Here is a 21,688-nt window from a genome sequence, read left to right on the forward strand (position 1 = left end):
GAAAAATCGACTGTTATTTTTATTCTGAGCAGAAAATTGCGGTTTCCTGGCTGGCTTTCTACACTAATTTCAGAAAGTGCACAAAACTCGGAGTATCGATTGTCTTTTAGCCGTTATTTATCAGGTTTAGCGATGTTGTTTAGTATGGGCGAAGTGGCGGCTATGCCGGTGCAAACCCGGTTTGTGGTCGGCACTGAAGACCTGGCATTTTATCCGCACTATGATTTTACCGCCAGTAATCGCAAAGGCTTTGCCAACGATGTGCTTGAGACCTTTGCAGAGCAATATGGTTATCAGTTCAGCTTTCAGCCGCTACCGGTAAAACGTTTATATTATGAGCTGGATAATATTGTTGATTTTATCTATCCGGATAATCCCGCCTGGCACAGTTATCAGGGTGATCTTGCAAACCGGTTATACAGTGACGCTGTCATTTATAATCTGGGCGTCACCATGGTTCAGCCAGAGCGTCAGCACCTGAGTGTTAGTCAGGTCAGGACATTAGCGGTAGTGCGGGGTTTTACCCCGGTAAAGTGGCTTACGTTGCAACAAAGCCATAAATTCCAAATATTTGAGGTAGCCAATCCACAAAGCGCAGTCAGTTTAGTGCTGCGGGGCCAGTTGGATGCAGCAGATCTTGAATATAATGTGGCAAATTATTTGCTTGGCGAGTTAAAGCAAGCCGATGGCCTGGTTGTCGCCGGCAATTTACCTTTCAGTCAGGTTGGCTTTCATTTGTCGACAACTCGTCACAATGAAGTACTGGCCCAATTTAATCGTTTTCTGGCAGAGAATCAGTTACTGCTTTCGGAGTTAAAGCTCCGTTACGGCCTGCTGGAGCAGTTACCGCAGCCGGAGCTGACAGAAATAATTGACTAAAACGCGACTAATCGCAGAGGTTAGCCGCAGTTAGTTAGTAGCTGTTAGCTGGCTGCTTTCATTTGCTGAATAAAGCTTTTCAGCTCGCTAAGCAGTTTGTCAGGTTGCTGCAGGTTTTGCTCCAGAATTTTAACAATCGCCGAGCCGCATATTGCACCTGCAGCGCCATTGGCGATGGCATCTTTAACATGGGCGGGGGTTGAAATACCAAAACCCAGCAGTGGCGGCGCCGGATTATAAGCCCGGATCCGGGCTATCAGCTCGGCGGTCGGCATCGCAGCCTGGGTTTCCGTGCCTGTTACGCCAGCCCGGCTTAGCAGGTAGGTGTAGCCACGGCCATAAGAAGCGATAGCCCGTAAGTCATCGTCATCAACATTAGGTGGCACAATAAAAATGGGTGCAATATCGTGTGCCATTGCTGCCTGGCGGAACATCTTACTTTCGTGCAGCGGGACATCGGCAATCAGCACTGAATCGACCCCGGCAGCCGCTGCCTGGCTGTAGAAGTTATCTAAACCGCGCGCCATTACCAGGTTAGAATACAGCAGTAAGCCAATCGGAATATCGGCATTGTACGCTCGGATTTTGCGGATAATTTCAAAGCTGATAGCCGGGGTAACACCTGCCGCCATCGCCCGGATATTAGCGTTCTGAATGGTCGGGCCGTCGGCAATAGGATCAGAGAACGGAATGCCCAGCTCCAGCGCATCGGCACCGCCATCTATCAGGGTTTTAATAATGTCAAACGACAGCTCCGGGCCCGGGTCGCCTACGGTAACAAAGGGCACAAAGGCACCGCGTTGCTCTGCTTTTAACCGGCTGAACATCTGTTGATATCGTTGCATTTAGTGCGCTCCCTCTGCTGTTTTGTTCGCTGTTTGCTCTGCCGCTTGTTCTGCCAGAATACTGTGTACATGGCTTAAATCTTTGTCACCGCGGCCAGATAAGTTAACCAGCAACACCATAGGTTCAGTGGCATCTTTGGCCATTTTCAGGGCGTGCGCTAACGCATGTGAGCTCTCCAGCGCGGGTATTATACCCTCAGCCATCGCCAGATGCTGAAATGCCGCTAAGGCTTCATCGTCATTTACGGCTACATACTCGGCGCGACCGGTTTGCTGTAAATGAGTATGCTGCGGGCCGACGGCAGGGTAATCAAGGCCGGCGGAAACTGAGTATGACTCTTCAATCTGACCATCAGTGGTTTGCATAATGGCGGTGTAGGCACCGTGTAATATGCCGTAGCTGCCGGTACTTAGCGCTGCGCCATGCTGATGGGTATTAATACCTTTACCGCCGGGCTCAACCCCGATTAAGCGCACGCCTTCTTCTTTAATAAAATCAGCAAAAATACCAATGGCGTTTGAGCCGCCACCCACACAAGCTATTACGGCGTCAGGAAGCTTACCTTCGGCTTTAAGAATTTGTTGTTTGGCTTCTTCACCAATCATCTTCTGAAATTCCCGCACTATCGTCGGGAACGGGTGTGGTCCGGCCGCGGTGCCCAGCATATAGTGGCTGGTGGCATAACTGGCTGACCAGTCACGCATCGCTTCGTTTACTGCATCCTTTAAGGTACCAGAGCCGGCAGTAACCGGAATTACGGTGGCGCCCATCAGTTTCATCCGGAACACATTAGGCTGCTGGCGGTCGATATCTTTGGCACCCATGTATATGCGGCATTTTAATCCCAGCAACGCACAGGCCAGCGCTGTTGCCACGCCGTGCTGACCGGCGCCGGTTTCGGCAATTACCTCTTTTTTGCCCATCCGCTTGGTTAACAGCGCCTGGCCTAACACCTGATTCGTTTTGTGGGCACCACCATGCAGTAAATCTTCCCGCTTCATATATATTTTAACTAATGGGTTGGGTGATAAATTGCGGCACAGGGTCAGCGGGGTCGGCCGGCCGGCATATTCAGTCAGCAGTTGCTGAAATTCAGCGTCAAAGGCCGGATCTTGCAGCGCATCAACAAAGGCTTGTTCCAGTTGCTTTAGCGCGGGCACTAACAGTTGCGGCACAAACATGCCGCCGTACTGGCCAAAATAAGGGTTTAGTTTAAGCTCGCTCATAATACTGCTCTCTGTGTTGTCTGCTCTGTGTGCTTTTTTTGCTCAGAGGTTAAGGCGCCCCGGTACTGAAACGCTCTGATCCTGGCAAAAGCCGCATGAATTTTTGTGCTGTCTTTAACCCCTGGTGTACTTTCCAGGCCTGAGTTCATATCGAGCCCAGCCACCGCAAGCGTCAGTGCCTGGCTGACGTTGTCAGGATTAAGCCCGCCCGCCAGCATAATAGGCAACTGGGTCAGTTTAGCCAGTGGTTGTTGCAGCAGCTGCCAGTTAAATACTTCGCCGCTGCCGCCATGCGTGCTGGGGTGGTAGGCATCCAGTAACAGCCGGTCTGCCCGTTCAGTAAATTTTGGCAATGAATCGGCAATACGATAAGCCTTCCATATCTGGCAACCCACCGGCAGCGCGGCACGCAGCGCCTCGATATCGTCATCAGTTTCACTGCCATGTAGCTGCACCGCAGCTAATTTTAATGATTTGGCGGCGTTGGCTATATCACTGATCGGCGCATCAACAAACACCCCAACAAAGTTAAGCGGCGCTGCTGCGACCAGCTCTGCCGCCTGCTCAAGACTGACGCAGCGTTTGGATGCCGGTGCGAAAATCAGACCGCCATAGAGGGCACCAGCCTGATAAGCCGCCTGCACATCTTGTTGTCGGGTTAAGCCGCATACCTTGTGTTCACCAACAATAAGCATTCGTGCCGCCGCGGCTAAGTCGCTTTGAGCCATCAGTGAACTGCCAACCAGAAACGCATCGGCTACCGGTTGTAACTGCCGCACCTGCTGGTTAGTGTAAATGCCTGACTCTGATACCACGGTAACCCCTTGCGGGATCAGTTCAGCCAACACAAAGCTGGTATTTAAATCGGTGCTCAGATCACGCAGGTTGCGGTTATTAATGCCGATAAGTTTGGCGCCAAGATTAACCGCCCGGCGGGTTTCTGCTTCGTTGCTCACTTCTGTCAGCACCGTCATATTAAGCGTCGCAGCTAAAGCAGCCAGGGGCCGGTAGGCGTCATCGCTTAATACCGATAACATCAGCAGTACTGCATCGGCACCGTGCAGGCGTCCCAGATAAACCTGATAAGGGTCAATAATAAAATCTTTGTGCAATAACGGCTTATCGCTAAGCAGACGCATCGTTGCCAGGTTCTGATAACTGCCCTGAAAAAACGCCTCATCGGTTAGCACTGAGATGCAATCAGCGTACTGATTGTAAATCTGGCTTATTTCGGCCAAGTCAAATTGCGCTCTGATCAGCCCTTTGGAAGGGGAGGCTTTTTTACATTCCAGAATAAACCGGCTGCCAGGTTGCTGCAGCGCTGCCAGAAAGTTGCGCTGACTGGGGGTAATATCTGCCTTAAATTGTTTGAGCGGCTTTGCCTGTTTAAGGCCAGCCACTTCGACCGTTTTGTGCTCAATAATTTTTGCCAGCACGCCGGTTAGCTGTTCGCCGTTTAGCTTGTCGGCTTGCAGATGATCAACCATGGCTTAACTCCTTAAATTGTTGCAAGGTTTGCATTGCCTTACCGCTGGCCAGACATTCCAGCACAGCCCGGGTATTGATTGCCAGACTATCTCCCAGGCCAGCAATTTTCAGCATAGCGGCAACGTTTATTGCCACCGCCTGGTTGTGGGCGCTGTGACCGGTGCCTGAGAGTATTGCCAGCGTGGCGGCCGCATTCTCGCTCGGCGTGCCGCCGGCAAGGCTGCTTATGGGCTGGACGCTTAAACCAAAATCTTCCGGGTTTAGGGTAAATTCGGTTATCTGGCCGTCTTTCAGCTGGCAGACATAGGTATTGCCATGCAGCGCTATCTCGTCACAGCCACTGCCGTGTACCACCCAGGCAGCTTTGGTTCCCAATTGCTGTAATGCCTCAGTCATTACCCGGCACAGTGCCGGATCATACACGCCTAATAACTGAAAATCAGGTGCGGCCGGGTTAACCAGCGGCCCCAGTAAGTTAAACAGGGTACGGCTTTTCAGCGCCTGGCGTACCGGCATCGCATGTTTAATGCCGGCATGGTACTGCGGCGCGAATAAAAAGCTGCAGTTACTGGCTTTCAGGGTTGCCAGGGCCTGCGCCGGCGCTTGCTGAATGTTAACCCCCAATTGCTCGAGCAAATCAGCCGAACCTGAACTGGACGAAACACTGCGGTTACCGTGCTTAATAACCGGCAGGCCCATACTGGCACCGACAATGGCCGCGGTGGTTGAAATATTAATAGTATTGCTGCCATCACCACCGGTACCGCAGCAGTCAATGCTGCCAGCAATGGTTTCAGGAAACGGCAGTGCCGCCTGACGCAGCGCTTTGGCTGCTCCGGCAATTTCTGCTGCAGTCTCGCCGCGCATTTTCAGGGCAACTAATAAGGCCGTTAATAATACCGGTTCTACCTCACCGTTGACCACCGCACTGAAAAAGTTTTCGCTCTGGTGCTGAGTTAACGGTTTACCGGTCAGTACCTGCTGTACCTTTTTTTGCAGCTGTTCTGTCAATTCAGTGCTAGTCATGCGTCACTCCGTAATAAATAGCTGATACTTTGTTGCAGCAGGGGCTTACCTAAGGTGGTCAGAATAGACTCAGGATGAAACTGAAAACCCAGCATGCGTTGTTGTTCATGAATAATGGCCATTGGGATATGCCGGTCTGTACCAATACAGGTCAGGGCATTGGGTAGCTCTGTTGCCATCAGCGAGTGATAGCGGGCCACGGAAAACGGATTAGGCAAGCCGGCAAAGACCGGATGTGGCGCCAGATTAATACTGGCGGTTTTACCATGTACGGTTTCGCCGGCGCGGCCAACGATGCCACCATAATGCTCGGTAATGGCCTGATGGCCCAGACAAATGCCCAGAACCGGATACTGACCTGCCACTAATTTTAATAAGGCCGGCATGCAACCTGCGTCCGCCGGGGCACCCGGGCCGGGAGACAGCACCAGCAACACCGGGCCGGCCTCCTGCTGCATCTTGGCGAATATGTAACTGGCCGGCACGGTATTGCGGTATAGCTTTAACTGATAGCCTAGCTGGGCAAACTCATCCACCAGGTTGTAGGTGAAAGAGTCGATATTATCGAGTAAATACAAGGTTGTCATGATGCTCTGCTGCTCCTGCGATGTTCCTGACTAGGCAGTTAATGGCCTGCCGCGATAATGGCGCTGATCACGGCTTGGGCTTTATTGCGGGTTTCTTCGGTTTCCAGTTCTGCTACCGAATCAAACACCACACCGGCACCGGCCTGAATATAGGCGGTATTATTGGCAACATACGCCGAACGGATCACAATACAGCTGTCAAAGTCACCATTACCGGTTAAATAACCGACCGCTCCGCCATAACTGCCCCGGCGCTGTTGCTCCACCTTGCGGATAAGCTCAGCTGCTTTGACTTTGGGGGCGCCAACCAGGGTGCCCATATTCATACAGGCCTGGTAAGCATGCAGTGCATCAAGCTCGGGTTTTAAGGTGCCGATCACTCTTGATACCAGGTGCATGACATAAGAGTACCGGTCTACTTTTAATAGCTCTTTGACATAGCGGCTGCCCGGTACACTAATTCTGGCCACGTCATTGCGGGCCAAATCGACCAGCATTAAATGCTCGGCTTTTTCTTTGTCGTCCTGGCGCAGTTCCAGTTCAATCCGGCTGTCCAGATCGCGGTCAATGCTGCCATCGGCTGCAAAACCGCGGCGCCGGGTGCCGGCAATCGGGTAAATCTCTACCTGACGGTTACTGGCGCTGAATTTCAGCGCTGATTCGGGAGAGGCCCCGAATAACTGAAACGCCGGATCTTTGAGATAAAACATATAAGGACTGGGATTAAGCTGCTTTAGTTTGGCATAGGCGGCCAGCGGGTTGGGGCAGGGTAGGCTGAAACAGCGTGACGGCACCACCTGAAACACATCTCCGCTGACAATATGCTCCTTTAACGCTTCAACCTGGCTGTTGAATTCGGTATCACTGATATCCACCTGTAGCTGGCTGCCGTCGCCTGGTTTACCCGTCGTCAGAGGTGCGTGTTCAGCTAACCGCTGTTTTAACTGCTCTAAGCGCTTGCCGATTGCAAAATAGGTAGCAGGGGCCTGCTCACCACAAAATACATTACCGATAAGCTGGCTTTGTGCTCGCTGATGGTCAAGCACCAACAACGTTTCGGCCAGGTAAAACAAATAATCGGGGCATTGGTTATTGCCATTGCCCACTGCTGGTAACTGCTCCACGTTCGCCACCATGTCATAGCCAATAACCCCGGCCAGCATAATGGTAAAATCAGTTTCGTTGTTTTGCTCGGCGCTGTGCTGACTATGACTGGTTAGTTGTTGCTGAATAACCCGCAGTACAGAAAACGGATTGGGCTGCATTAAGCGGTTTACTTCATCCAGCAAGGGGTCTGGCTGGCTGAAACTGAGGCTGAGACAGTCGTCCTTGCGCGTGACACTGGCAACGTCTGTCAGTTTCTCTGCCAGAAAAGGCAATAGGGTGCAGCCGTTCTGACTCAACGCGCAAATATCTACCTGCATACCGTTGCATTCAATGCGCAGCGCGGCATCCAGCAGCATCAGGCTTTTCAGGTTGTCTTTGCTATCTATTTCGGCTGATTCAAGCAGCACAGCGCTATCACTGTCGGCACTTAAGCTGGCAAAGGTTGCCAGTGCATCGGCATGATATGGCGCCGGCATAGTAATACTGGCCACTTCGCCTTGCTGGTCGGTAATATGACTGAAAATCATAATGTTATTCTCTTAAAATAAAAAAACCCGCTTCTTATCAGGAAACGGGCTTAGGTAATTAAAGCTAATACAACGCCTACACACGCCCGTTGGGTATGTGCCACCACCAGTTGGTCAGGTTGAAAGCGTTGGTAAATTGCATTGCGTTTAATCACTGTTTATTACAATAAAGTTGCCACATAAAACCGCGAAATGTGGCGCGCGTCAAGTGCTGTTTTGTTATAACACAGAAATAAAAGCGTATAAGCGGCCAGATGTCTTTATTTTGCGATAGCCAGACGGTGTTACTTGGCGTTAGCTTTCTCCAACTCTGTCAGTTGCTGCCAGATTTGTTCACTTTGCTCGGTTAAATCCGCATATAACCGCATATCACCATTACGCTGAGCATGCATCGCCTGTTCCAGCTTGCTGTCGTAGGCCTTGCGTAATTTTTTTGCCGGGTTGGGTTTCAAAAAGCCGAACATAGTTACACCTCAAGGTAGATTTGCAGAAGAATACGCGTGCAAAGCCATTATGGTTCAACGACTAATACCAGCGATGCTTTGCCAAACGGCTGCCCTGTGCGACAATAGCCACCCTATTAAGAGGTGCCAATGAAGTTTGATTTACACAGCCATACCCATTGCTCTGACGGCGTATTATCACCTGCCGAGCTGGTCGCCCGTGCGGTTGAACGCGGCGTGGACGCGTTGGCAATTACGGATCATGATACGGTAGCCGGTTTAGCAGCAGCCCGCCAGGCTATTGCTGAACAGCAACTGGCATTGCAGCTGATTAATGGTGTGGAGATTTCTACCCGTTGGCAGCAGCTGGAAATTCATATTGTTGGCCTGAATATTAACCCGGACTGCCCGCAACTATTAGCTCGACTCGCTTCGCAGCAACAGCAGCGGGTCGAGCGGGCCGAGGAAATGGCCCGGCGTCTGGCAAAAAGCCAAATTCCGGATGTACTGCCTGCTGTCATGGCACTGGCCAATGGCGCGGCAATTACCCGTACCCATTTTGCCCGCCATCTGGTGAATATTGGTAAAGCCAGCTCGATTAACGATGTATTTAAGAAGTATCTGGGGCGTGGTAAAACCGGTTATGTACCCAGTAATTGGGTCGAGATGGCCGATGCGGTGCAATGGATCCATGATGCTGGCGGTGTCGCCGTGCTGGCGCATCCGCTAAAGTACAAACTGACCACCAAATGGGTAAAACGGCTGGCTGAACAGTTTGCAGCGGCCGGTGGCGATGCGATGGAAATTATTTCACCGCAGCAAACCCCGGTACAAAAGCGTGAGCTGTGGGCGTTATGCCAGTTGCATGGCTTAACGGCGTCGGTAGGGTCTGATTTTCATCAACAAACCAGCTGGAATGATCTGGGAAAAAATCTATATTTAACGGATGATGTTACGCCGGTCTGGCATAACTGGGTGTTAAATTAAACAAAAATAACGATAGAAGAATAATCAATGAGCCAATTTTTTCATGTTCACCCCGAGAACCCACAGCAGCGTTTGCTAAAACAAGCGGTGCAAATTATTAAGCAAGGTGGTGTCGTGGTTTATCCAACTGACAGTGGCTATGCGCTGGGTTGCCATGTCGGTGATAAAAATGCCATGGACCGGATCACCCAGATTCGTCAGATCAGTGGCGATCATCACTTTACCCTGATGTGCCGGGATTTATCGGAGTTGTCAGTTTACGCTAAGGTGGAAAATACCGCTTTTCGGCTGATAAAAAATAATACCCCTGGTGCTTACACCTTTATTTTACGGGGTACTAAAGAAGTACCGCGGCGCTTGTTAAATGACAAGAAAAAAACCATTGGCCTTAGGATCCCGGAAAATAAAATTGCCCAGGCGCTGCTGGCCGAGTTGGCAGAGCCGCTGTTGTCTACCAGTTTAATTTTGCCTGGCCAGCAATTTGCTGAAGCCGATCCGGATGACATGCGCTCGCAACTGGAACGCCAGGTCGACTTAATTTTGCATGGCGGTGTTATAGGCGAAGATCCCACTACCGTGGTCGACTTGTCAGAAGAGGGTGCCACAGTGCTGCGCGAAGGCCGTGGCGATCCGACCCCTTTTTTGTAACGCCGTAGCTGTAATAAGCAATGAGCAGTCAGCCCACTAATTTAACCGTGCAACATCCCTTGCCGCTGGCTTTTGTCCGCGGCGAGGCGGTGCATCAACGTCCGGACGATTTATACATTCCGCCAGATGCGCTGGAGGTGCTGCTGGATGCGTTTGAAGGACCTCTCGATTTTTTACTGTATTTAATCCGCAAGCATAAGTTTGATATCGTCGACTTACCGGTGAACGAGATCACCCTGCAATATATGGAATATATTGATTTAATGCAGGGGTTGAATTTTGAGCTGGCCGCCGAATATCTGGTAATGGCCGCCATGCTGGCCGAGATAAAGTCGCGGCTGTTGCTGCCTAAACATACTCAGCACGATGACGACGAGCAGGATCCGCGGGCGGAGCTTATTCGCCGGCTGCAGGAATATGAAGTGTATAAGCAGGCCGCCAGCGAGCTCGACAGCCTGCCACGGGATGAGCGTGATTATTTTCATGCCCGGGCCGCCCTTGCCGATAATTTCAGCCCTCTGGTGGTATTGCCCGAAGTGGAGCTCAGCGAGCTGGTTATGGCGTTAAAGAGCATTATGCAGCGGGCGAAAGACTTTCAGCATCACCATATAAAACGTGAGCATTTGTCGACCCGTGAGCGGATGAGCCGGATTTTAGATTTACTGGCGCAGCATCAGGGCTATCTAGCGTTTGAACAGTGCTTTGAACTGACTGAGGGACGCGAGGGCGTCGTCGTCAGTTTTCTGGCCATCCTGGAACTGACTAAAGAAAAACTGGTTGAACTTACCCAGGTTGCGGCCTACGGCCAGATCCATGTCAAATTAGCCCGGGAACACTGCTGATGGCTCAGAAAATCAATGATATTCAACTGTTACAGCTGATTGAAGCGGCTATTTTTGCCAGCGAGCAACCGCTTGGCGTCGCCGAGCTGCAGGCTTCTGTGCTGCAACGTTTTACTGTCAGTAAAAGCCGGATAGATGCTACAATTCGCCAGTTGCAACAGGATTACAGTGCCCGGGGTATTCAGCTGCTGGAAACGGCTTCTGGTTTTCGCTTTCAGACCCGGCCTGAACTCAGTGATGATTTAGCCCAGCTCTGGCCAGAGCGCTCAGCCCGTTATTCCCGCGCCGTGCTTGAAACCCTGGCGTTGATTGCCTATAAACAACCATTAACCCGTGGCGAAATTGAAGAAGTTCGTGGCGTGACCGTCAGCACCCAGATTATCCGTACCTTACTGGACCGCGGCTGGGTAAAGGTGGTTGGCCATAAAGAAGTACCGGGCCGGCCCGGCTTGTATGCCACTACGGCATTATTTTTAGATTATTTTGGCTTAAAAAGCCTCAGCGATTTGCCGCCATTGCCGGAATTTACCGAGTTGACGGCCGATCTTCTTCCCACCGTCGAGATGACAGGAGAGTTACACTAATGAGTGATAAAATCAGCAGTGAAAAACTGCAAAAAGTATTAGCCCGTGCCGGCGTCGGTTCACGCCGGGAAATGGAAGACTGGATCAGCAAAGGCCGGGTAACTGTTGATGGTAAACCGGCCAGTCTTGGCGATCGGGTCACTACAGCCCAGGCCGTGCGGGTTGACGGCCACCCGGTGCAACTGGCCAGCGAAGAGCAGCAAATCTGCCGGGTACTGGCCTATCATAAGCCGGAAGGCGAAATTTGTTCGCGCACCGATCCGGAAGGCCGGCCGACGGTGTTTGCCCGCTTACCGAAAATTAAAGGCGCCCGTTGGATAGCCATTGGCCGGCTCGATATAAACACCTCAGGTTTATTACTGTTTACTACCGATGGCGAGCTTGCCAACCGTTTAATGCATCCCAAATTTGAGGTCGAGCGCGAATACGCGGTACGGGTATTTGGCGATATTAACGATGCGATGATCCAGCGGTTGCGAACCGGTGTTGAACTCGAAGACGGCAAAGCTAACTTTAAAAAAATTAAAGCGCTGCCAGGCGAGGGGATTAACCGCTGGTTCCATGTGGTGCTAACCGAAGGCCGCAACCGGGAAGTCCGGCGGATGTGGGAATCGCAGGGTGCGGTAGTCAGCCGGCTGATCCGGGTGCGCTACGGCGATTTACTGTTGCCAAAACATATTCCGGCCGGCGGCTATGCTGAGTACCCATTGGATGAGGTTAACTATCTGCGGAAGTTAGTCCACCTGGGTCCGGAGGAGCAAACTCTGGTAAAAAGTGAAGACCGTACTGAACGGCGCCGTCGTTTAGCCAGTATGAAGCGGGCCGTGCGTAAGCACCAGATTGCCGAGAAAACCCCGGCGAAGAAAGAGCCTAAGCCAAAACCTGCAGCCAAACCGCAGCGCGCACCGGCCAGCAAGGGTAAATCCACCCAGCGCCAGCCCACCGCTAAAAAGCCGACCCGGCAGGGCCAAAGCTGATAGCGCCATACTGATAATCCATTAAAAAAAAGCGCTGCGGCGCTTTTTTAATGCCTGGAAAATCTCAGCTAGCGGCCCGCTGCAGCTTTCATGCTAAAAATAGTGAAATTGCCGTTAACTTTTAATTACAAAAAGACAGCATTTATACGCTACAGTAGGTTTATTGTTGGCAAATGGAGTGTGTTATGACATTCAGACGGTTTTTGTTGGGTGGTAGTGTGGGCCTTGGAGTTTTGTTGGTCTCTGCTTGTGGCGGTAGCAGTAGCTCAGCGGGACAGGAGCCGCCGCCTCCACCGGTATCGCCAACGCCGCCGGTTAGTCTTAGCTATCAGGGACTGGATGGGCTGATTATTAACAAGTTGTACCAGCACAGTGGCGTGCTGGTAGCGGCCAGTGACGATGGAGTTTACCGGCAGGCCAGCAATGGCAGTTGGGCAGCAGCGGGCCTGGCTGGCTATGAAGTGATGGCGATGAGCCTGCTGACTGAGCAGCACTGGCTGGCGTCGAGTGTTCAGAGCGGTGCAGACGACATGCCAGACTATGTATTATTTGAAACGTTTAACGGCGGTAATGACTGGCACGAAGTAGATTATCAATTTGGCCAGGCGGGTGATAAGGAGGCGATTTATGCGCTGCTGTTTGATGCGGCAGAGCAGCTGGTTTATGCCACTGGCATAGATGTGCTGGCCAGTTCAACCGATATGGGCCAGACCTGGAAAACCCTGTATGGTGATTTTGGTGGTTTTGGCCAGCCGAAAACGGCTCTGACGCAATCTGCTGATGGCCAGACTATCTGGTATGGCGGCCAGGGGGCTATTGAAAATGGGGTTTTTTATCAGTATGACGTTGCCAGCAGCGAGGCTGTATTGCACAGCGATTTATTTCCTAACCCCAGCTCGATTAAAGCTATTCGCTATGCGCCTGACGACCCGCAAACGGTTTATGTCAGCGCAGAGGGCGGGATTATCCGCAGCACCGATCACGGCCAGAGCTGGCAAGCGCTGCTCGACAACGTTAACTTTCGGTTTTACTTCGACCTGATTATTGACCCTGACAACCCTGAGCGTATTTACACGGCGGGCTGGGCGAAAAACTTTACGGAGCCACAACCGCTTATTGTTGAGTGGACTGACGATGGTGGCGAAAACTGGCAGCAATATGAATACCCGGAACAAGCATTTTTTGGCGGAGTGAGGAGTATGATCCTGGTAGAGGAAAATCAGCAGCAGGTTATTTATTTTGGTTTGTTTAAAGGCGGCATTATGCGCATGCCGCTACCTTAAATTGTTTACTAAAAGTATAAGCTGGCAGATGTTGCGACGCCGCTAACTATTGGTGTAGCCATCCGGATTCTGGCTTTGCCAGCGCCAGCTGTCACGAACCATATCGTCCAGGGTTTTCTCTGCCTGCCACCCCAGTAACTTTCGCGCTTTGTCAGGCATGGCATAACAACTGGCAATATCGCCAGGCCGCCGGGGCGCTATTTGATAGGGCACCTCGACATTGTTAACCCTGCTGAACGCTTTCACCATATCCAGCACACTGTAGCCGGTACCGGTACCCAGGTTAATGGCTTCAATACCCTGATTAGTCTCAAGGTACTGCAGGGCTTTCAGGTGACCGGCAGCTAAATCGACCACATGGATATAGTCGCGCACGCCGGTACCGTCCGGGGTGGGGTAGTCATTACCAAAAATACTTAGTTTATCGCGTTTACCTACCGCCACCTGCGAGATAAATGGCATCAGGTTATTCGGTATCCCGTTCGGGTCTTCGCCTATCTGGCCACTGCTGTCGGCACCAACCGGGTTAAAATAGCGCAGCAGGGTAATGCCCCAGTCTGGTTCGGCGTTAACCAGATCCTGCAGAATATGCTCTATCATCAGTTTGCTCTGGCCGTAAGGGTTAGTGGCAGAGCGGGGTGCTGTCTCAGCGATGGGCACTGTTTTGGCATCACCATACACAGTAGCAGAGGAACTAAATACCAGTTTTTTTACGTTAAATTCGCGCATTACCCGGCACAAGGTCACGGTGCCTGCAACATTGTTATCGTAATAACTCAGTGGCATTGCCACCGACTCACCCACAGCTTTTAAACCGGCAAAATGCACTACAGCACTTACCTGGTACTGCCGGAAAACGGCACTAAGCGCCGCTTCATCTCTTATATCGCCACTGATCCTGATAAGGTCTGTACCAGCCAGTTGTTCCACCCGTTGCAAAGCGGCGGTAGAGCTGTTGCTGTAGTTATCGAAACTGATCACCTGGTAGCCTGCCCGTAGCAGAGCCAGCGCGGTGTGGCTACCGATATAACCAGCACCGCCGGTAAGCATTACGTATTGCATAACAGTCCTTGTGTATTATACCCGTCGTACTTGCAGCTGCAGCTTTGTTAACTTCGCTTGCTCGCCCCAATCACATAGGTTAACTATGCTCATGGGGTCTCGCTCTCTCGTTGCCTCACTGCAACTGCAATTACTTAGGGTATGCTTAATATGAGATCGGAATTAGGGTAGCACTTTTTTAAACGGCTTGACGGTTGATTTCACGTAAACACCGGCGGCCAGGTAGGGGTCACTGTCTGCCCAGTTTTGGGCATCTGCCAGTGAGTTAAATTCGGCTACCACCAGCGAGCCGGTAAAACCAGCACCACCTGGCTCATTGCTGTCAATGGCTGGTAGCGGGCCGGCGAGTACTAACCGGCCCGCCTCATTTAAGGCCTGCAGCCGGGCCAGGTGCGCTGGCCGGGTTGCCAGCCGGTTTTCCAGACTATTGGCCGCATCTTCAGAGTAAATCATATAGAACATGGTAAAACTCCGTTGCAATTAATCGACGCAAGATAGCAGATATAGCTGGCAAAACCAATTAGCCACGCCTTTATATAAGGTCGGGCTAGGATTTGCTGCAGCCTGCTGTTAGCATGCTGAGCGAACATTATAAAAATAGCAAAACAACAATTCTAATAAAAAGATTCAGGGAGTCCGCAATCCAATGAAACGTGAACAATTCAGCTCCAGTCTGGGGTTTATTCTGGCGGCCGCAGGGTCAGCTGTCGGCATAGGTAACCTGGTCGCTTTCCGGTAATGGCCAGTAAAAATGGCGGTGCCGCCTTTTTAATTATTTATGCCATCTTTGTGTTTTTCGTTTGTCTGCCGGTGATGCTGGCCGAAATGAGTCTGGGCCGGCATACCCGGCAAAACCCGCTGGGCGCCTATACTGAAATCGGCCAGAACCGGGCCTGGCGTGCTGTCGGCTGGTTGTCGGTGATCACACCCTTTATGATTGGGGTATTCTATCTGGTGATTACCGTATGGATTGCCGGTTACCTGGGTAAAGCGATAATGGGTCAGCTTGACCAATTAGCCAACCCGGCCGGTTTCGATGTATTTACTAATAGTAATGAGCTGTTTATTTATATGGCGCTGGTCGTTGGCCTGACCTTTTTAATTCTGCAGGGAGGGGTAAAAAAAGGCATTGAAAAAGCCACGACCGTGCTGATGCCATTGTTGTTTGTGATGCTGATAGCACTGGTAATTTACGTATTAACCCTGGATAACGCTATGCTGGGCGTTAAGTTTTTCCTGGTACCGGATTTCACCAAAATAAATGGTAATGTCTTAAATGGTGCGCTGGCCCAGGCATTTTTCTCCCTGTCGCTGGCGATGGGTATTTTAATTACTTATGGCTCCTACATTCAGAAGAACAATAATATTGTCTCTGCCGGTAAAATGGTGGCAGCGTTGTCGTTACTGGTGGCGTGTTGCTCTGGTTTATTGATTTTACCTGCGGCTTTTTCGTTTAACCCGGATATTGAAATCAGCGAGCTGTCTGAATCGAGTATTGGCATGATTTTTATGTTTCTGCCGAAAATCTTTTTAGCGCTGCAAGCTGATATTGGCTACTTTGGTGCGTCCTTTATTGCTTCGTTCTTCTTTCTGCTGGTATTTTTCGCCGCCATGACGTCCTTGGTATCGATTATCGAAGTGCCGGTAGCCAGCATTATGGACGGCAAAGGCTTAAGCCGGCGCAAGGCCTTGTATTCATTGGGTGGCGCAATGGTGGTGCTGGCAGTGATTAGTTCATTGTCGTTTGGGCGTATCGACTGGCTGAGTAATATCCTGAGTTACGGTGGTAATACCAAATCGTTCTTTGCGCTTATTTACGATATGTTTTATGAAACCATTCTGCCGCTGAACGGTTTATTACTGTGTCTGTTTGTGATTTATCGCTGGAAAAAACAAAACCTGGATGCGGAAATGAGCCAGGGCAATGCCAGTTTTGCCGGCTCATTTTTGCAAAAATACGTTAATTTCTCGCTGGGTACCTTTATTCCGGCGATTCTGGCCATTATCTTTGTCAACACCGTGCTGACCATCTATTTTGGCTATAACATGTTGACCGTGTTTTTTAGCGCTATTGGTTTTAATTAACGGCCATTGTTAACGACAGAGCCATGTCAGGATAAAAAAGAACCCGCGGATTGCGGGTTCTTTTTTTATCGGTATATTGCCCTCAGCGCGGTTAATCGTCGTTTTGCGCGCTGTTGTTCTGTTCAAACAGTTGTTGGCGCACGGTGCTAAACTGGCTTTGACACAGGGCAAAGGTAATTGGCCGGGTAATCAGCATGTAAACCGGCGCGACCAGCAGGGCATAACCCAGAATAGCCCAGCCATCAGCCCGTGCCACCAGAATAAACAAACCGAATATAATGATTAATTTCAGCGTATTTAAGCCGACTTTGGTTGGCGTTGGCAGTTTGTCGGCACTGGTCCGCACAACCTGCATCCGCTGGGCAAAATTAAGGCCTTGTAATTCCGGAATTTTCTGGCTGGAAAAATACAACATGACATGTCCTTATTTGTAAAACAGCATGGCAAAAAAAGCATGGCAAAAACGGCCGCTATTATATACCCAAAATCATTGAAATTGCAGGTAGGCGGCAAGTGAGTGACCCCCCATGAGCATAGATGTCTATGTGATTGGGCCGGGCTGGCGCACCAGTGAGTGAGCGTAGCCAACACCGCTGCAGCTTCAAGGATAACGGGTATAACCACTAATTACAGACAATGCCCATGGGTCGATCAGTTACTCTTTATTACCTGCCCATTATGTTGAAATCAGGCCTCGTTTGCTCATGCAACCAGCAATTTCGCTAAGGCTGGCCGGGTCATCAATGGTAGAGGGAATAACATAGTCTTCACCATCGGCGATTTGCCGCAGTAACTTACGCAAGATTTTGCCGGAACGGGTTTTAGGTAAGCGGGGCACGATTAATGCCTGTTTAAAGCAAGCCAGCGCGCCTATTTGCTCGCGGACCAGTTGCACCAGCTCGGTCTGCAGTTGCTGCTCAGTAATATCAACGCCGTTTTTAAGTAAAATAAAGCCAACCGGCTGCTGGCCTTTCAGCGGATCGGCCAGGCCAATGACACAGCACTCAGCTACTGCCGGGTGGCTGGCGACAATTTCTTCCATTTCGCCGGTCGATAAGCGGTGGCCGGCGACATTAATGACATCGTCAGTGCGGCCCATTACAAACAGATAACCGTCCTCGTCCAGATAGCCACCATCGCCACTGGCATAGTAACCGGGGAACTGGCGTAAATAGCCGCTGTTAAAGCGCTCCGGATTCTGCCAGATGGTGGTCAGGCAGCCCGGCGGCAGTGGCAGTTTTAGCGCAATATTACCTTGCTGGTTAGCGGCTAGCGGTTGACCATTGTGATCCAGAATAGCCACCTGATAACCTGGCACCGGTACCGTCGCCGAGCCGGCTTTTGTGGGCAGTAACTCAATACCTGCCGGGTTGGCACTTATGGCCCAGCCGGTTTCGGTTTGCCACCAGTGATCGATAACCGGTTTACCACTGTGGGCGACGGTCCAGTCATACGTGGCCGGATCGAGCCGTTCACCGGCCATATATATCCGTTCCAGGGTGTTAAGATCATAGTTTTTCAAAAGTTCAGCGTCTGGGTCTTCTTTACGAATGGCCCGAAAGGCGGTGGGCGCCGCAAACAGCGCTTTGACCTTATATTCAGCGCAAACCCGCCAGAATGCACCGGCATCCGGGGTGTAAACCGGCTTACCTTCATACAGCACGCTGGTGCATCCGGCCAGCAAGGGGCCATAGACTATATAAGAATGGCCGACCACCCAGCCAACATCTGATGCCGCCCAGAACACATCCCCGGTGCCATACCATAAATGGCCTGCATACTGTAATGCAGTGCCACCGCATGTCCGCCATTGTCGCGCACTACGCCTTTGGGCTTGCCTGTGGTGCCAGAGGTATACAGAATATACAGCGGATCGGTGCTTTTTACCGGCACGCACGCTGCAGGCTCAGCGCTTTGCAGTAACTGCTGCCAGTCATAATCACGGCCGGGCTGCAAGTCGGCGACAAGCTCAGGCCGTTGCCAGATAATGCAACTATCGGGCTGGTGCGTGGCCAGCTCAAGGGCGTTATCCAGCAGCGGCTTATAGGCGATTAGCCGGTTAACTTCAATACCGCAGGAAGCCGAGACTATGAGTTTCGGGCTGGCGTCATCTATCCTTACTGCCAGCTCGTGTGCCGCAAAGCCACCAAACACCACCGAGTGGACAGCGCCGAGCCGGGCGACGGCCAGCATAGCAATAACGGCCTGCGGGATCATTGGCATATAAATAACCACCCGATCGCCTTTTTCGACCCCACGTGCTTTTAGTACGCCGGCAAATAGCGCGACGTCGTCAGTCAGTTGCTTATAAGAAAATTGCTGTTTGCTGTTAGTGACCGGTGAGTCATAAATTAATGCCAGCTGGTCGCCACGTCCTTGCTCAACATGGTAATCAAGGGCCAAATAGGCGGTGTTCAGTTCGCCATCGGCAAACCATTGGTACTGCTCACCTTTAATATGCAGAATTTGCCCCGGCTTTTTGTACCAGGCCAGGCGGTTGGCTTTTTCAGCCCAGAATTGCTGCGGATGCTGGCAGGCGGCTTGATATTCGGTTTGGTAAGACATGCGCATTGTCCTCGTGGCTGCGGTTTTACGTACCTTACCGAAAAACCGCAGCGCTGCCACTTAGACTTATGGCTAGTCGGGTAGCAGGTTCAGCCAGTTTACTTGATACAGATCATGCCGGCGGTCTTTTAAGTTGGTGACCGAACCTTCGTTGCGAATTTGTTTTAGCCGGTCCAGATCCAAGTCAGAGAACATCAGCATCTCGGTATTAGGCGTGGTTTCCGACATCACGGCATCGTGTGGAAAGGCAAAATCAGAGGGTGAGAACACGGCTGACTGCGCATATTGCACATCGAGGTTGTCGACTTGCGGCAGGTTGCCGCAGCTGCCGCAAATGACCACATAACATTCGTTCTCAATTGCTCTGGCCATGGCGCAATGTTTGACCCGCAAAAAACCATTTTTGGTATCGGTCCAGAACGGCACAAATAACACGTCCATATCTTGCTGGGCTAACAGCCGGCTCAGTTCCGGAAATTCAACGTCATAGCAAATTAAAATACCCACCCGGCCGGCATCAGTGTCAAATACCTGCAGTTTATCACCACCCTCAATCACCCAGTCACGTCGCTCATGTGGGGTGATATGAATTTTACTCTGACTGTCTATGGTGCCATCGCGCCGGCATAGAAAACTGACATTAAATAAGCTATCGCCTTCCAGCACCGGCATCGAACCGGTAATAATATTGATGTTATAGCTTACCGCCATATCTGACATCGCGGCTTTAAAACGTTCAGTATAGCCAGCCAGAAAACGAATAGCCGCCGTTTGGTTCGATTTGTCAGGGCAAAGGCCCATCAGCGCCGCATTAAAAAACTCCGGAAACAGGGCAAAGTCACTTTGATAATCGGCCAGCGCATCAACAAAGTATTCCACCTGTTGCAATACCTGCTCGACAGAGGCCACTTCGCGCATTTGCCATTGCACCGCACCAATTCTGATTTGGCTTTTGCGGCTGTTCAGTCCGGCCTGCACCGGCTCATAGAAAATATTATTCCACTCCAGCAATGTCGCATAGCCCTGTGAACTTTCATCTTCCGGCAGGTATTTCTTTAACAGACGTTTTAACTGAAAATCGTTCGACAACTGAAAACTTAAAATGGGATCGTAAATTTCCCGGCATTTCACCGCTTCCAGATACTCAGCTGCCGACATCTCATTACTGTGTTGCTGATAATTCGGAATACGGCCACCGGCAAGGATGGCGCGCAAATTTAACTGGCGACATAACTCTTTGCGGGCATCGTACAACCGGCGGCCCAGCCGGTAACCGCGGTAGTCGGGGTGGATCATTAAATCCAGGCCATACAGTGCATCACCGGTTTTATCGTGCAAAATGGTCTCGCGTTTGCCAATTAAGTCATCATAAGTGTGGGGGTTACTAAAGCGGTCATAGTTAACCTGTACTGTTAACGCCAGGCCAATAATTTCCTCATGGTCAATCAGACAAATCTGGCCTTCGGCAAAGTCTTTGATCAGCTTATTGATGGTATGCTCTGGCCAGGCACCCCCAATGTCATGGTACACCCGATCCATTAATGCCTGTACCTGGGGGTAGTCGGCGGGTGCTAAGTGGCGGATCTTTAAATGCAGATCATCGCGCATAATAAGGCCTCCTGTTGCTCGTGTTACTAAAACCATATCACCAAATCAGCGGTGGGTAAAAGCGGCTATGCATTTGAGTTTTTACTGTATCTTCAATAGTATTGGACAGGTCAGCGCTAAAAAGGATCTTTCGGGTATGATATTTCATCGAATGACGGAAGTAACAATACTGAGCGTAATGGCGGCACTGGGGTGGGCTGCATTAAGCCAAAACCGGGGCTGGTGGTTTTTTCTGCCATTATGGTTGTTGATATTAGTCTGGCAGCACCTCACCCGGGTAACGTTGCCAGGGCTGCGCTTAACAGCCTTGCCGGGTTTTCTCTGGTTTTTTTCCAGGCAGTTAGTATTGGGTGCTTTTGACGTTGGCTGGCGGGCTCTGGCACTACAGCAGAAGCTTGTTCCAGGCTGGCAACATTATCCGCTAAGTTTATCTGAACCTGCCAGCCAGCGTCTGCTGGCCAGTATGATTAGTTTGCTGCCCGGCACCTGTAGTGCCGAAATTGAACAGCAACCAGATCACCCCAACCAATTACTGCTGCATGTGCTGGACCAGCATACTGACTGGCAGGCCGGGGTTGCCGCACTGGAGCAGCAACTTACCAGATTGCTGCGTCAGGAAGCTAAGCCAGGTATCCGGCGATGATGTTACTGGCTGTTGCCTTGTTGCTGACCATGCTGCTGGGGTTGTGGCGGGTCATTAAGGGGCCCGCATTGTTAGACCGTTTATTGGCCGTGCAGCTGTTCGGAACCACTGGCGTGGCAATATGTCTGGTACTGGCGCAGGCGCTGAACCAACCGGCGCTGCGTGATGTGGCATTGGTGCTGGCAGTGTTGGCTGCTGCAGCGCCAGCGGCCCTGGTACAGCGCTTAAAGCATAACAGTGCCAAAATTGCCGACAAGCCTGAGGAGCCAGTATGA

General features: G+C 51.1%; 21 protein-coding genes and 1 pseudogene. 10 read left to right on the forward strand and 12 right to left on the reverse strand.

The window, feature by feature from the left end; genetic code table 11:
• The first annotated feature begins 99 nt into the window (after positions 1-99).
• On the forward strand, positions 100-879 hold the full coding sequence (locus KG631_RS17090) for a transporter substrate-binding domain-containing protein (protein ID WP_214000850.1): 780 nt from the start codon (positions 100-102) through the stop codon (positions 877-879).
• A gap of 44 nt (positions 880-923) precedes the next feature.
• Here KG631_RS17090 and trpA read toward each other — a convergent pair whose 3' ends face one another.
• The 7 genes from trpA to KG631_RS17125 form a co-directional block, all read right to left on the reverse strand.
• Positions 924-1,724: a tryptophan synthase subunit alpha gene (gene trpA / locus KG631_RS17095; protein ID WP_214000851.1), complete on the reverse strand. Its 801-nt coding sequence runs from the start codon at positions 1,722-1,724 to the stop codon at positions 924-926.
• Positions 1,725-2,951 carry a tryptophan synthase subunit beta gene (gene trpB, locus KG631_RS17100; protein WP_214000852.1) on the reverse strand — a complete coding sequence of 409 codons (1,227 nt, stop codon included), beginning with the start codon at positions 2,949-2,951 and terminating at the stop codon, positions 1,725-1,727.
• On the reverse strand, positions 2,948-4,438 hold the full coding sequence (gene trpCF / locus KG631_RS17105; protein WP_214000853.1) for a bifunctional indole-3-glycerol-phosphate synthase TrpC/phosphoribosylanthranilate isomerase TrpF: 1,491 nt from the start codon (positions 4,436-4,438) through the stop codon (positions 2,948-2,950). The genes trpB and trpCF overlap by 4 nt, the downstream gene beginning before the upstream one ends.
• Positions 4,431-5,465: an anthranilate phosphoribosyltransferase gene (trpD, locus tag KG631_RS17110; protein WP_214000854.1), complete on the reverse strand. Its 1,035-nt coding sequence runs from the start codon at positions 5,463-5,465 to the stop codon at positions 4,431-4,433. The genes trpCF and trpD overlap by 8 nt, the downstream gene beginning before the upstream one ends.
• The gene (locus KG631_RS17115; RefSeq protein WP_214000855.1) at positions 5,462-6,052 is read right to left on the reverse strand and encodes an aminodeoxychorismate/anthranilate synthase component II; all 591 of its coding nucleotides are present in this window, start codon (positions 6,050-6,052) and stop codon (positions 5,462-5,464) included. The genes trpD and KG631_RS17115 overlap by 4 nt, the downstream gene beginning before the upstream one ends.
• A gap of 38 nt (positions 6,053-6,090) precedes the next feature.
• Positions 6,091-7,686 carry an anthranilate synthase component 1 gene (locus KG631_RS17120; protein WP_214000856.1) on the reverse strand — a complete coding sequence of 532 codons (1,596 nt, stop codon included), beginning with the start codon at positions 7,684-7,686 and terminating at the stop codon, positions 6,091-6,093.
• Between the two features lie 284 nt (positions 7,687-7,970).
• Complete coding sequence (locus tag KG631_RS17125) at positions 7,971-8,150, reverse strand: DUF6435 family protein (protein WP_097110079.1); 180 nt, start codon at positions 8,148-8,150, stop codon at positions 7,971-7,973.
• Between the two features lie 129 nt (positions 8,151-8,279).
• On the opposite strand from KG631_RS17125, the gene KG631_RS17130 reads away from it, so the two are divergent.
• From KG631_RS17130 to KG631_RS17155, 6 genes are all read left to right on the forward strand, one after another.
• Positions 8,280-9,116, forward strand: coding sequence for a PHP domain-containing protein (locus tag KG631_RS17130; RefSeq protein WP_214000857.1), 837 nt, complete (start codon positions 8,280-8,282; stop codon positions 9,114-9,116).
• Between the two features lie 27 nt (positions 9,117-9,143).
• A complete protein-coding gene (locus KG631_RS17135; RefSeq protein ID WP_214000858.1) occupies positions 9,144-9,764 on the forward strand; it encodes an L-threonylcarbamoyladenylate synthase in 621 nt (206 codons plus the stop codon).
• 20 nt (positions 9,765-9,784) lie between these two features.
• On the forward strand, positions 9,785-10,606 hold the full coding sequence (locus KG631_RS17140) for a ScpA family protein (protein WP_214000859.1): 822 nt from the start codon (positions 9,785-9,787) through the stop codon (positions 10,604-10,606).
• Entirely contained in the window at positions 10,606-11,190 is a 585-nt protein-coding gene (scpB, locus tag KG631_RS17145; protein ID WP_097110075.1) for an SMC-Scp complex subunit ScpB, read from the forward strand. The genes KG631_RS17140 and scpB overlap by 1 nt, the downstream gene beginning before the upstream one ends.
• Positions 11,190-12,167, forward strand: coding sequence for a 23S rRNA pseudouridine(2605) synthase RluB (rluB, locus tag KG631_RS17150; RefSeq protein WP_214000860.1), 978 nt, complete (start codon positions 11,190-11,192; stop codon positions 12,165-12,167). Before scpB ends, rluB begins: the two co-directional genes overlap by 1 nt.
• 185 nt (positions 12,168-12,352) lie before the next feature.
• Complete coding sequence (locus KG631_RS17155) at positions 12,353-13,450, forward strand: hypothetical protein (RefSeq protein WP_214000861.1); 1,098 nt, start codon at positions 12,353-12,355, stop codon at positions 13,448-13,450.
• Positions 13,451-13,492: 42 nt separating this feature from the next.
• On the opposite strand, the gene galE is transcribed toward KG631_RS17155, so the two are convergent.
• Together galE and KG631_RS17165 are read right to left on the reverse strand one after the other, a co-directional pair.
• A complete protein-coding gene (gene galE, locus KG631_RS17160) occupies positions 13,493-14,512 on the reverse strand; it encodes a UDP-glucose 4-epimerase GalE (protein ID WP_214000862.1) in 1,020 nt (339 codons plus the stop codon).
• Positions 14,513-14,674: 162 nt separating this feature from the next.
• On the reverse strand, positions 14,675-14,974 hold the full coding sequence (locus KG631_RS17165) for a YciI family protein (protein WP_214000863.1): 300 nt from the start codon (positions 14,972-14,974) through the stop codon (positions 14,675-14,677).
• A gap of 276 nt (positions 14,975-15,250) precedes the next feature.
• Between KG631_RS17165 and KG631_RS17170 the strand changes: the two genes are divergently transcribed.
• Positions 15,251-16,597: a sodium-dependent transporter gene (locus KG631_RS17170; protein WP_301003959.1), complete on the forward strand. Its 1,347-nt coding sequence runs from the start codon at positions 15,251-15,253 to the stop codon at positions 16,595-16,597.
• A gap of 91 nt (positions 16,598-16,688) precedes the next feature.
• Here the strand turns inward: KG631_RS17170 and KG631_RS17175 are convergent, their stop codons facing one another.
• The 3 genes and pseudogenes from KG631_RS17175 to KG631_RS17185 form a co-directional block, all read right to left on the reverse strand.
• Positions 16,689-17,012, reverse strand: coding sequence for a DUF6170 family protein (locus KG631_RS17175; protein ID WP_214000864.1), 324 nt, complete (start codon positions 17,010-17,012; stop codon positions 16,689-16,691).
• Positions 17,013-17,273: 261 nt separating this feature from the next.
• A pseudogene (locus tag KG631_RS17180) lies at positions 17,274-19,168 on the reverse strand (propionyl-CoA synthetase).
• Between the two features lie 66 nt (positions 19,169-19,234).
• On the reverse strand, positions 19,235-20,770 hold the full coding sequence (locus KG631_RS17185; RefSeq protein ID WP_214000865.1) for a bifunctional GNAT family N-acetyltransferase/carbon-nitrogen hydrolase family protein: 1,536 nt from the start codon (positions 20,768-20,770) through the stop codon (positions 19,235-19,237).
• Between the two features lie 136 nt (positions 20,771-20,906).
• Between KG631_RS17185 and KG631_RS17190 the strand changes: the two genes are divergently transcribed.
• Both KG631_RS17190 and KG631_RS17195 read left to right on the forward strand, forming a co-directional pair.
• Positions 20,907-21,413, forward strand: a complete 507-nt coding sequence (locus tag KG631_RS17190) for a Na+/H+ antiporter subunit E (RefSeq protein WP_214000866.1) — start codon at positions 20,907-20,909, stop codon at positions 21,411-21,413.
• On the forward strand, positions 21,410-21,688 hold the full coding sequence (locus KG631_RS17195; RefSeq protein ID WP_214000867.1) for a monovalent cation/H+ antiporter complex subunit F: 279 nt from the start codon (positions 21,410-21,412) through the stop codon (positions 21,686-21,688). Before KG631_RS17190 ends, KG631_RS17195 begins: the two co-directional genes overlap by 4 nt.

The organism is Arsukibacterium sp. (assembly GCF_018402695.1).
GTDB lineage: Bacteria > Pseudomonadota > Gammaproteobacteria > Enterobacterales > Alteromonadaceae > Alishewanella.